Raw genomic sequence first — 11349 nt, forward strand, 5'->3', positions numbered from 1 at the left:
GAATGCACATCGAGCGTGTCGAGCTCATCACGGTCCGGATGCCGCTGATCCACCCGTTCACCACCTCGTTCTCCACCCAGACGGAGCGCCTTCCGCTCCTGATCCGGGTCACGGCCTCAGACCACGGCGGCACCGTGACAGGGTGGGGTGAGTGCGTCGCCCTCGCCGAGCCGTTCTACTCGCCGGAATACCTTGAGGGAGCACGAGAGGTCCTGCGGCGATTCCTCGTGCCCGCGCTGTTCGAGTGGCAGGCCGCGGGTCACGCCGTGTCGGCATCGACGGTCGGCGCGGCACTTGAGCACGTGGTCGGCCACCGCATGGCCAAGGGCGCTCTGGAGATGGCGATCCTGGATGCCCAGCTGCGGCTTCGGAACATGTCGTTCGCAGCGCAGCTCGGTGTGACCCGCGTCTCGGTGCCCTCGGGGGTCAGCGTCGGCATCGAGAAGTCGATTCCCGACCTGCTCGGCCGGGTGGCCGACTTCGTCGACCAGGGCTACGCGCGCATCAAACTCAAGATCCAGCCCGGGTGGGACCTCGAGCCGGTCAAGGCGGTGCGCGAGCGGTTCGGCGACATCGCGCTGCAGGTTGACGCGAACACCGCCTACCGTCTCTCCGATGCCCAGCGGCTGCGCAGACTCGACCCCTTCGATCTGCTGCTGATCGAACAGCCGCTGGGCGAGGAGGACCTGCGGCAACACGCTCTGCTCGCGGGCCTGCTCACCACGCCGATCTGCCTGGACGAGTCGATCGTTGACGCGCGGTCGGCCGCCGACGCGATCGCGCTGGGGGCGGCGAGTGTCATCAACATCAAGCCTGGAAGAGTGGGGGGATACCTCGAGGCGGCACGCATCCACGACCTCGCGCTGGCGCACGGCGTCGCGGTCTGGTGCGGCGGCATGCTCGAAACCGGCATCGGCCGAGCCGCCAACGCGGCGCTGGCCGGGCTCCCGGGCTTCACGCTGCCCGGCGACATCTCGGGCTCGGATCGGTTCTACGCCCAGGACATCACCGAGCCGATCGTCATGAAGGACGGCGCGGTGTCGATCCCCGGCGGACCCGGGTTCGGCGTCGAACCCCTTCCCGCGGCACTCGGCGAGATGACCGTTCACACGCTCGACCTCACCGCCTAGCGACGAGACCAAGGATCAGGCCAGATGGGATCAGCAGGCAGCTACGACACCATCGTCGTCGGAGCGGGCTCGTCCGGCTCGGCACTCGCGGCACGGCTCGCCGACGCGGGACAGCGGGTGCTGCTGCTCGAGGCCGGCCGGGACTACGCGGCCTCGCAGCTTCCGGAGGCATGGAGGTCGCCGAATCCGTTGAACGCGATCCTGAACTCCGACTACAACGCGTTCTTGTGGGACGGGCATCTGGCCACCAGGACCGAGGCCCAGGAGCCCTACCTGTACTGGCGAGGCAAGGGCCTCGGCGGAAGCTCGACGGTGAACGGGCAGATCGCGATCCGGCCGCCCATCGAGGACTTCGACGAGTGGGCGGCCTCCGGTTGCACCGGATGGTCGTCCGCGGAGGTCATGGCGGACTTCGTCGCCCTGGAGTCCGACGCCGGCTTCGGCGACGAGGACTACCACGGCACCGCCGGCCCGATCCCCGTCTACCGGGCCCCGGTCGACACGTGGGGCTCGGTCGACCAGGCGCTCCGCGCGGCAGCGCTCGCCTCGGGTTTCGGGTGGGCCCCGGACGTCAACGCACCCGGCGCGACCGGCGTCTCTCCCTACCCCATCAACTCGATCGACCGTCGACGGGTCTCGTGCCACGACGCCTACCTGGAGCCACGTCGCGACAACCCGGGCCTCACCATCCGCGGCGACAGCCTGGTCGACGTGGTTCTCTTCGAACGTGCTCGGGCAGTCGGCGTCCGGCTGGCCAACGGATCGGCCTTCCACGCGAACCAGGTCGCGCTCAGCGCGGGCGCCACGGCCTCGCCCTCGATCCTCATGCGCTCGGGCATCGGCCCCGCCGATGACCTCCGACGGCTGGGCATCGAGGTCCGTGCCGATCTGCCGGTGGGCCGTGGGCTCCAGGACCATCCGATGGCCCTGATCGGCATCCCGCTCACCGAAGCGGCCTCGGCCGGCCCCGCCGACCGGCACACGAACTGCTGCGTGCGCTACAGCAGCGGCACCGTGCCCGGCGGGAACGACATGATGCTGGTCGCCCTCAACCAGAACGCGATGGCCATGGCGGCGGCCGAAGTGCGCGCCGGCGCCGGTGCCGTCGGGGTGTTCGTCAACCGGACCTACTCGCGCGGAACGCTGAAGCTTCGAAGCGCCGACCCGAGCACGCAGCCCCGGGTGGCGCTGAACATGTTGTCGGACGAGCGCGACATCGACCGCCTGGAAGCGGGCATCAGGCTCCTCGGCGACCTGGTGGCCCACTCCAGCTTCGCGGAGATCGCCGACGGCGATCTCTGGCGGGTCAATTCGTCGCTGCGCGATGCCCTGGACACACCAGGGCGACTGCGCGACTACCTGCGCGCCAGCGTGGTCGACACGCAGCACGCGACGAGCACGTGCCGGATGGGAGATCCGAACGCGCCGGAGACGGTCGTCGACCCCCGGTGCGAGGTCCTCGGTTTCGAGGGTCTCCGAGTCGTCGATGCCTCCGTCTTCCCCTTCGTCCCACGCGCCAACACCCATCTCGCCTGCGTGATGTTCGGCGAGCACATGGCCCGCAGGCTCCACTGAAGCCGGTTTCGATCCAGAAGGAACGAGCAGATGAAGCGCCTGAGCAACATCATCGACGGCACCCCGGTCGAAGCCGCGGACCCGGAACTCCGCAGCGTCGTCAACCCGGCCACCGAACAGGTCGTCGCACTGATTCCGGCCGGATCGGCCGCCGACGCCGCGGCGGCGGTGGAGTCGGCGCAGGCCGCGCACGCGGGCTGGGCGAGGCTCGACCTCGAGGACCGCCTCGGCCGGCTGAGCCGCACCGCCGACCTCCTCGAACGGCATGTGCGCGAGCTGGCGGAACTCGAGAACCGGGAGATGGGCAAGCCTGTCCCGCTCGCCGAGCAGTTCATCGCGGGCGGAATCGCCTCGTTCCGGCTCGGCATCGAGCGGGCGCGGTCCTATCCGTTCGTCGCCGACGTCACAGCTCCGGGCGAGTCCGGACGGACAGTGGTCATCCGTGAGCCGCTGGGCGTGCTGGCACTCATCGTGCCCTGGAACTTCACGGTGACCTCGATCCTGGGAGCCCTCGGCCCCCTGCTCGCCGCCGGCAACACAGTGGTGATCAAGCCCTCGGAGAAGGCGCCGCTGTCCGCGGCCCGGCTCGTCGAGCTGTGCGACCTTCCGGCAGGCGTGGTGAACCTTCTCCTGGGCGACGCGCGCGCCGGCAAGCCCTTGGCCGAGCACGAGGCGGTCAAGCTGGTGCACTTCACCGGGTCTGTCGAGGCGGGCCGCAGCGTCGCCGTCGCCGCGGCCAAGCGCCTTCAGCGAACGATCCTGGAACTGGGAGGGAACGACCCCGTCCTCGTCGACGCCGACGTCGACGTGGCCGCCACCGCCAAGGCGGTCGCGACGTCGACGTTCCTCAACAGCGGACAGATCTGCACGTCGTCGGAGCGGATCTACGTGCACCGCGCGGTCGCGGACGAGTTCATCGCCGCCCTCGTGGCCGAAGCCGAAGGCTGGACGATGAGCGACGACCCCTACTCCCCGGGCCTGGGACCACTGGTCGACGACACCCAGAGGAGGATCGTGCACGACCACGTCCACGAAGCCGTCGGCCGCGGGGCGACGCTGCTCTGCGGTGGCGGGCAACCAGACCGGCCCGGATACTTCTACCCCGCGACGGTGCTGACCGAGGTCACCTCGGACATGCGCATCATGAAAGAGGAGACCTTCGGGCCGGTCGCCCCCGTCACCGTGGTCGACTCCTTCGCCGAAGCCATCGACCTGGCCAACACCACAAGCTTCGGACTCGCGGCGACGGTCTATTCCTCGACCCCCGAGAACCTGCGGCGCTGCAGGGAGATCAACGCCGCTCTCGTGTGGATCAACGAGTGGCAACACGGTGGCGTCAACATGGTCTGCGAGCCGTGGGGGGTCAGCGGGATGGGTGCGACCGGGGCAGCGGCGTCGTTCGACGCCGCCACCCGCCCGGTGTCGATGCTCTACTCGCCGTCCACGAACCACGGGTAGTACGGGGCCGTGCTCCCGGCGGGGGTCGCGCCGGTCGTGGCGGCCTGAGCAAGGGCCCACTCCGGAGAGCCGAATATGAGTAGGGGCTACTCATGTCCGGCGGTGGGCCGCGGGACAGGATGCGATCACGGGGCTGGGAGTGCCCGCCCGCGATCCGTTCCTTGATCTCTCCCGGGGGAAGAACATGCTCACACGTTCCGGCAGGCTCGCGGCGATGACCGCGTCGGGATGCCTGGCGATGTCGGTGCTCGGTGTTACGGGGGCCGGCGCCGAGACCGCGTTCGCCCCTGACACCTGCGCCAGCGGGTACGTCTGGCGCGGCGCGCGGTCCAGCGACCACGTCTGCGTGGACCCGGCCGTACGCGACCGGACGCGGTCGGAGAACGCCTCCGGGGTCTGGCACGCGTGCACGACCGGGTTCGTCTGGCGGGAGGCGTACACCGGTGACTACCGGTGCGTGGTCCCCAGTTCCCGCTCCCAGGCGCGGCAGGACAACGGCAGCGCGGCCCGCAGGCTCGCCTGGGTCGTCATGATGAAGCGCAACCACGCCGGTAACGGGCCCTCGTGCGACGGTGAAACCTGCTCCACCACCAACGAGGGGCCGTACCAGACCGTGGGCGTCCGCGGCTACTACCTGACGCCGGGCACCCAGGTCGCCGTCCAGGTCAGGCGCGCCTCGGATGACCGGGTGCTGTGGCAGGGCCGGGCCACGGCGCAGCCGGGCGGTAACGGACCGGCGGGCAGCTACTCGGTCGACACGGGGCGGGTCCTGTGCGGTGGCAGCTCGTTCGCGGCGCCGCTCACCGCGTACGTGGTGGTGCGCGGCGACGGCGGGCAGTGGTCGCCGCGCGTGCCGATCGCCTGGCGGTCCTGCGGACTGGTGTGATCAGCGTGCCGGGGGTTCCGGCCGGGGCCCGGTGAGGATCCTCGCGTTGAGCACCGTGGTGACCTTGAGGGCCCATTCGCTGCCGTAGCGCAGCCCGTTGTCGTCCGTCCAGGCGATCACCGGCCGGCCCTGGCCGTCCAGGGTCATGGCCAGGCCGGCGCCGGGGCCGTACCGGATCCTGCCCACGGCGGCGCTCTCGCACCGGCCGTCCGAGCAGGCGGCCAGCATGATCCGGTGGGCGGCGAGGTCCTGGTAGGCCACCAGCGTCCGCCCGGCCGCGTCCGTCACCACGGTGGGAAGCGCGCCGCGGGACAGGCCCGCCGGCGCGACCGGGTCGATCCGGGCGCAGTCACGGTCACGGCAGTCGAGCAGGCTGACCGAGCCCGTCACGCATGTCGCGGTGGACGATGACCGGGCGACCGTCGGCACGCATGGCCATGGACACACCCCCGCGCATGCGGCTCTCGTACGAAGGTTCCGTGTCCCGGCCGTCCCGGGCCGTCGTCACGCGCGGCGTCGTGCAGTCCGCGTCGGCGCAGGTGATCACGGACAGGGCGCCGTTCCTGGAGTTGAGCCGCGCGGCCACCGGACGGTCGTCCGCGCCGACCGCCACCGCCAGGCTGCGATAACCGCTGTCGTCGAAGGGCGACTCCAGTTCGGCGGCCATCTGCCGCCGTCCGGGCGTACGGCGAGGGCCACGGAGCTGCCTTGCGGGTCGAAGGTGGGCTGGGACAGCGGCTTGCCGCCCGCCGGGGGCACGCACCCGTTGCCGTCGCAGATCAGCAGGCCGAGCCGGACGGCGTTCCCCAGGCGGCCCCGGACCTGGGGGTCCGCGTTCCAGGCGGTCAGGACCAGGCGGCCGTCGGCCAGCCGGGCGCTGGCACCGACGGGTCCCGTCTTGGTGCGCTCCTGCCTGGCCCACGCGAAGCCAGCGCGGGCACCCCCAGCACGCCCACGAGCAGCGCGACCCCGGCGTGTGCCAGCCGATCGCCGGCCAGGCGGTAGCCGCGGCCGCGAGCGTGGCGGGCGCGCGCCGCAGCGCGGCGGACGCCCGCCACGGAGCGGTCGAGCATCAGCCCCGCCGCCATCAGCACAGCCGCGGGCAGCACCACGGCGTGCGCGAGCATCGAGACGACCCCCATCGCGACCGTCCAGCCCACCAACGGTCCAGGGAGCGCGGACAGCAGCGCGAACTGCCCGTTGACCAGGCCGCCCGCATCCCCGACCAGCGGCATGGCCGCCAGGTACACCACGATGGCCACCGGTAGCGACGCGATGAGGGCGGGCCCCGCCAGGCGGGCCAGGTGCCGTACCGTCCATCGGGTGCTCTGCAACAGGACACTGGTGCGCCATATATGACCGACGGTGTCGGGGATTGTCATCCTGGAGATTCTGCCACCGGAGATCTTCGTCCGGCTGCGGGGCGCGTTATGCGATGCGGGCGAGGTCGCGCATATGGATCGGGTACGCCGGAGGCAGCCCCTTGGCGTACCGCTCGAGTTCGTCGAGGGCGGCCTCGGCGAGGCGATGGACCTCCGTGCCCATGGCGCCGGCGATGTGCGGCGTGAGCTGCACGTTGGGCAGCCCGAACAGCGGTGAGTCGACCGGCAGCGGTTCGGGGTCGGTGACGTCGAGGATCGCGCTGAGCCGCCCGCTCACGCATTCGGCGGTGAGCGCGCCGGTGTCGATCAGGCTGCCTCGGGCGGTGTTGATGACCGTGGCGTGGTCGGGAAGCAGCGCGAGGCGGTCGGCGTTCAGCAGGTTCCGGGTCTCGGGCAGCGACGCAGGTCAGAGACGGGTTCGTTGTTTTTTCGCGATTGCTACCGGGACCCCTACAGGCCGCAGACTTCGGGAGCGCGGGTGCTGCACACGTAGGCGGTCTCAAATGTGGACATTTGTCGACAAATGTAGCTATCGTCCCACAGGTCAATTCGCGCCGCGAGCCGTTGCGTCCCCGGAGGTCCGCATGTTTTCCTTAGCCGCTCATAAAAGAAGGGGGGTGTGGCGAGCCATCTCCGGCCTCGCTGTTCCTCTTTTTGTGGCCGGGTCCCTTAATTTCGCTGCCCAGCTCGGAATTATCGCCATTCTGGGGCGTATGGGGGGAGAGGCCATTTATGTGCGTTCCCTGTATCAGCCTGTCAGCCTCGTCGTCCTTGCCCTGAGTGTGGGCTTCGCGGTCTGCAACCAGGTCGCCGCCGCGATCAGCAAGGGGGCCGGGCGCCCCCAGGACGTCATGTCGAACGCCGCCAGCCTGGCCAGGGTTTGGCTCGGGCTCGGCGCGGCCCTGTACCTGGTCCTCGCGGTCGCGGCTCCCTCCCTGTCTGGCCTCCTTCATGTGGACGCCGGCCTGCGGGACACGTTTGCCTCCTTCCTGTGCTGGACCAGCGCCGCGAGTCTGCTGGCCGTCGGGGCGGAGCTGTGCGCGTCCAGCCTGCGCGGCTATGGGTATGTGCGGCAGGCCACCGTCCTGGTCATCTGGACGGCGAGCGTGAGGATCGGCCTCGTGGCCGGCCTCGGGCTCGGTGCCGGCATCGGGATCGCGGCGGTGCCCATCGCCGAGGCGGCAGCGGGTCTGACCGGCCTGACCATGGGCCTGGTGCTGCTGCGCCGCACCGAGTTGTGGCATCCGCCGGCCGTCCGGATCTGGCGGCGCGAGGTGTTCACCGACCTGCGCCGCATCGGTGTGCCCATCGCCATGTCCTTTCTCGTGCTCTCGGCGTACAACCTCGCGGTCATCGGCGTCCTCGGGAACTACGGGGAGAACGCCGTGGCCGGGTTCACGGTCGCTTCCACCCTGCAGGGCGTCGTGCTGCTGCCGGGCATGGTCCTGGGTACAGCCACAGCGATCACCATCAACCAGCAACGCGGCGCGGGCGAATGGCGGCGAATACGTGAATCGATGCGCGGTGGCATCGAGGTCACCGTCGTGACCTACGTGGTGATCGCGGTGCTGGTGTGGTCACTGCATGACCCGCTGGCGCGGCTGGTAGGCGGCGACGCCGGGGTGGCCGCAGCTACGGGCAGTTACCTGAGCGCCGTGGCGCTCAGCTACGCCGTCCAGGGGCCCGTGCTCGCCTCGCTGACCGTCATGGAGGAGACCGGCGGCGGCTTCCGGGCCATCGTGCTCAACGCGATCTACTTCGGCCTGATCGTCGCGGTCGGCGCGGCGGCGGCACACGCCGTCGGCAGCGCGGATGGCTTCTACGCCGCGGTGGCGTACTGCAACCTGATCGGCGTGACGGTGCCGCTCATCGCCGTACGACACATACGAAAACTGTCGGCCAGGGGCAGCGCCGCTCAGGCAGCCGTCGCGACCGGCTGAAGCACAACGGGAGCCGGCCTGCCGTTAAGGACGCTTGCTCACGTTGATCGCGCGGCGCGGGCCGAAGGTGTGTCCCGCCGGCAGCCCCATCGCGTGTCTCGCTGTGCTGCCGGATCGTCCTGCGTGATCCGGGGAGCAAATCCATGTCGCAGCAGTTCCATCCAACGCACCAAGATCGTTTCCCTCGCACGTCCGAGGCATTCCCCGCCGTTGTCGCCGACAAGCCGGACGCAGCCACCGCGAAAGCGATGCCGAACCATGACGTGCAGCCCGAACCCGCCAAGCTTTTCCTGATGGTCGGGCTCCCCGGCGCCGGAAAGACCACCCGCGCCGAAGAACTCGCCGCTGCGCACCGCGCGCTGCGGCTGACCCCGGACGAGTGGATGATCTCCCTGTTCGACGGGTCGCAGCCCGACGGCAAGCGCGACATGCTGGAAGGACGGCTCATCGCACTGGCCCTGCAAGCGCTGCACCTGGGCACCAGCGTCGTGCTCGACTTCGGGCTCTGGAGCCGCGACGAACGGTCGGCACTGCGCCGGCTGGCGACATCGGCCGGGGCAGACTGCCAAGTCATGTACCTGCCCATCGACAAGGACGTCCAACGCGCCCGGATCGCACACCGCCAGGCAACCGCACCGCACACGACATTTCCGATGAGCGAGGCGGACATCGACAAATGGCGTAAGCAGTTCCAGACACCAGATGCCGCCGAACTCGGCGGCGGCGACATCCCCGCTCCGCCACCGGGGTGGCAGAGCTGGCCGGAGTGGGCCGCCGACCGATGGCCCTCGCTTGCACACCGCAATGCCTCCGAGGCGCGGAAGCGACATCGGCCAGCGGCCGAGTGACGGATCCGTCGGCACCGGCAATCATGTCCGCCCTCGGCGGAGTCAGCGTGCCGGTCCCGGCGTCGCGGCCGCAGCACGATCGATCGCGCGGTAGAGCCGACTCAGAGATCTGAGGTCGCCTGGCCATCTGCCACCACCCGCGACCAGATGGCGAATCGACATTCAACCGGCTCAAGAAAGCGCGCCCAGCAGGCCACCCGGTCGCGATTCCGCAAGCAGGTGAAATGGCCGGATCAGGTGGACGCGCTCGGCGACACCGACACCTGGCCGGACGGCATAGCGCCGCCGAAGCTCGCCGACTTCCGGGGGAGGCCGACACCTTGTCCCGCTACGAGGCGGTCAAGCCGGTGGCGTTGCCGGCGTGCCTGACGCTCATGGCCCGGATGCGGGGCCTGAGATGACCTGGCCGAGGTGGACGAGGGCAGCCTGCCCCGCGGTGTGCGCGGCAACCTCGGCCATCCCGGCCATGGCGAGCGCCCACCCGGTGCCAGTACTGCGACGGCGGCAAGGCGTGGCTCACCCTCCTCGGCCACGACGTCAACGCCTGGATTGACGAGCCCATACGGCGACCAGTACTTCACGCGGCACCTGCTGGGCGGCGTCAGGCCCGTGCTCGGCATGGCGCCGTTGTGCCGGTGACCTGGACGTCACGGGCCGTTCGCCTCAATAATCGGGCCAGTCATCAAAAGGACCGACCGGGGGCCCGCCGTGAGACTGCTTTTCCGAACGGCCTTACTTCTGGCCCTCGTGACGGTCTCGCCGCTGGCGGTGGCGCATTCGGCTGACGCGCTCACCACGAAAAAGGTCTTCGCGCGTTACGTCGTCGACCCCTGCCCCATGCAAGAGGGCGAGCCCTGCACCGTATGGCGGCTGAGGCTGAGCGACGGCCGGATGATCCGCCTGGCCGACGCGGTGCTCCCCGTCCCAACGCCGCACGGCAGCCAGGTGGCCTACTACCGCAAGAGCGACGGCGCCCTGGTCGTCCATGACCTGACCACGGGAAAGATCCGCGCCGTCCCGGGCACATGGTCGCCCGACGCCAACCCGCTGAAACACCTCTCCCCGGCGGGCCGCTTCGCGGTCATCGGGCCGTCGTACCAGGTGGTGGATACCTATACCGGGCAGGTCCACACGCTGCCCTTCACGCCGGACCGGGCGATCTCCTTCAGCCCGGACAACGCTTACCTCATCGCCCGCCGCCCGCCCGTCGTCCGCCAGCCGGAGGTGGACGAGGTCTTCTCCACCAAGACGTGGACCGTGGTGCGTCGCGGTTCGAAGTTCGGCGCCCTGCGGATGGGCGGCGCGGTCGTCGCCTACATCGATTCGGAGACCATCGGCAAACCCGTCTCCATCCGGTTGTGGGACCTGACCGCCGACAAGCCCGTCGGCCCTGCCATAACGATCCCCATCAACGAATTCCCCCAAGGGCTTTTCTGGGACCGGGCCAACCATCTCGATGTCGTGAGCTACCTCCCCAAGAAATACCACCATGGAATGATCGTCCGCGGCAGCGGCTACCGCTGGCGCCGCGCGAACGACAAGCTCCGCATCCTGGACACCGTCATCCCCAAGGAACGCGGGATCAGCGTCGTCAAGGGCAGCGTCACCTATTGACCTCCTGGGTCCTCGTCCGACCCGGCCGCGCCGCGGGTGAGGGCGTTGCGGCGCCGCGAGGGCGTCCACCCGTACACGGACACCGCGGCCAGGACGGTGAGCGTGCCGGTGTAGAGCAGGCCGGGTCCCGCCCCCAGCACCTGGCCGCCACGTCCTCCTGCTCCACCTGATCGTCGAACCCGACCTGTCCCGGCGCCGACGGAAGGACGAAGACGAATATCTGCACGGCAGACGGCTCGGGCTCATCCACGATAAGGTGCACCGGCACGTCACCGCGGCCCGCGACGAGGTCGTCGGGCTCATCGCGACCCGGCAGGGCCCCTTCGCCAGCGACTGGTCACCTCCTGTCCACGAGCTGTGGCAGGCGCCGGCCCTTCCCGCCGACGCCCTCGAGCCCCTCTGACTCCCGCCCTCACGAAAAGCCCCGCGAAAAGTGCCGCGAGATGACGGTGATCCTGAGGCCGGACGCCACCCTGACGACACCCGGGCCGCCGAGCGGGTGGGGGAGCAGGCGAC

At 70.0% G+C, this 11349-nt stretch carries 13 protein-coding genes; 8 read left to right on the forward strand and 5 right to left on the reverse strand.

Annotation, left to right across the window (positions count from 1 at the left end; genetic code table 11):
- Positions 1 to 2: 2 nt before the first annotated feature.
- The 4 genes from menC (at position 3) to ACFKCF_RS53975 (ending at position 5049) form a co-directional block, all read left to right on the forward strand.
- The gene (gene menC, locus ACFKCF_RS53960; RefSeq protein ID WP_225301994.1) at positions 3 to 1130 is read left to right on the forward strand and encodes an o-succinylbenzoate synthase; all 1128 of its coding nucleotides are present in this window, start codon (positions 3 to 5) and stop codon (positions 1128 to 1130) included.
- Between the two features lie 24 nt (positions 1131 to 1154).
- On the forward strand, positions 1155 to 2705 hold the full coding sequence (locus ACFKCF_RS53965) for a GMC family oxidoreductase (protein WP_394504251.1): 1551 nt from the start codon (positions 1155 to 1157) through the stop codon (positions 2703 to 2705).
- A 30-nt stretch (positions 2706 to 2735) separates the two neighbouring features.
- The gene (locus ACFKCF_RS53970; RefSeq protein WP_394504253.1) at positions 2736 to 4163 is read left to right on the forward strand and encodes an aldehyde dehydrogenase family protein; all 1428 of its coding nucleotides are present in this window, start codon (positions 2736 to 2738) and stop codon (positions 4161 to 4163) included.
- A 184-nt stretch (positions 4164 to 4347) separates the two neighbouring features.
- Complete coding sequence (locus ACFKCF_RS53975; RefSeq protein WP_394504255.1) at positions 4348 to 5049, forward strand: hypothetical protein; 702 nt, start codon at positions 4348 to 4350, stop codon at positions 5047 to 5049.
- Here ACFKCF_RS53975 and ACFKCF_RS53980 read toward each other — a convergent pair whose 3' ends face one another.
- From ACFKCF_RS53980 to ACFKCF_RS53995, 4 genes are all read right to left on the reverse strand, one after another.
- Entirely contained in the window at positions 5050 to 5439 is a 390-nt protein-coding gene (locus tag ACFKCF_RS53980; RefSeq protein ID WP_394504256.1) for a hypothetical protein, read from the reverse strand. It abuts the gene before it with no gap.
- Complete coding sequence (locus ACFKCF_RS53985) at positions 5405 to 5716, reverse strand: hypothetical protein (protein ID WP_394504258.1); 312 nt, start codon at positions 5714 to 5716, stop codon at positions 5405 to 5407. The genes ACFKCF_RS53980 and ACFKCF_RS53985 overlap by 35 nt, the downstream gene beginning before the upstream one ends.
- Before the next feature lie 178 nt (positions 5717 to 5894).
- Entirely contained in the window at positions 5895 to 6431 is a 537-nt protein-coding gene (locus ACFKCF_RS53990; RefSeq protein WP_394504260.1) for a hypothetical protein, read from the reverse strand.
- A 46-nt stretch (positions 6432 to 6477) separates the two neighbouring features.
- Complete coding sequence (locus ACFKCF_RS53995; RefSeq protein ID WP_394504316.1) at positions 6478 to 6828, reverse strand: NAD(P)-dependent oxidoreductase; 351 nt, start codon at positions 6826 to 6828, stop codon at positions 6478 to 6480.
- A gap of 337 nt (positions 6829 to 7165) precedes the next feature.
- Here ACFKCF_RS53995 and ACFKCF_RS54000 point away from each other — a divergent pair, with 337 nt between their 5' ends.
- The 3 genes from ACFKCF_RS54000 (at position 7166) to ACFKCF_RS54010 (ending at position 10833) form a co-directional block, all read left to right on the forward strand.
- Positions 7166 to 8371, forward strand: coding sequence for an MATE family efflux transporter (locus ACFKCF_RS54000; RefSeq protein WP_394504262.1), 1206 nt, complete (start codon positions 7166 to 7168; stop codon positions 8369 to 8371).
- Positions 8372 to 8514: 143 nt separating this feature from the next.
- Positions 8515 to 9219, forward strand: a complete 705-nt coding sequence (locus ACFKCF_RS54005) for an AAA family ATPase (RefSeq protein ID WP_394504264.1) — start codon at positions 8515 to 8517, stop codon at positions 9217 to 9219.
- 708 nt (positions 9220 to 9927) lie between these two features.
- Positions 9928 to 10833: a hypothetical protein gene (locus ACFKCF_RS54010; protein WP_394504266.1), complete on the forward strand. Its 906-nt coding sequence runs from the start codon at positions 9928 to 9930 to the stop codon at positions 10831 to 10833.
- On the opposite strand, the gene ACFKCF_RS54015 is transcribed toward ACFKCF_RS54010, so the two are convergent.
- Entirely contained in the window at positions 10827 to 10973 is a 147-nt protein-coding gene (locus ACFKCF_RS54015) for a hypothetical protein (protein ID WP_394504268.1), read from the reverse strand. The two genes, ACFKCF_RS54010 and ACFKCF_RS54015, sit on opposite strands and share 7 nt — an antisense overlap.
- Positions 10974 to 11089: 116 nt before the next feature.
- On the opposite strand from ACFKCF_RS54015, the gene ACFKCF_RS54020 reads away from it, so the two are divergent.
- Entirely contained in the window at positions 11090 to 11236 is a 147-nt protein-coding gene (locus tag ACFKCF_RS54020; RefSeq protein ID WP_394504270.1) for a hypothetical protein, read from the forward strand.
- The last annotated feature ends 113 nt before the right edge of the window (positions 11237 to 11349 follow it).

The organism is Nonomuraea sp. JJY05, from assembly GCF_043496855.1.
Taxonomy (GTDB): Bacteria; Actinomycetota; Actinomycetes; order Streptosporangiales; family Streptosporangiaceae; genus Nonomuraea.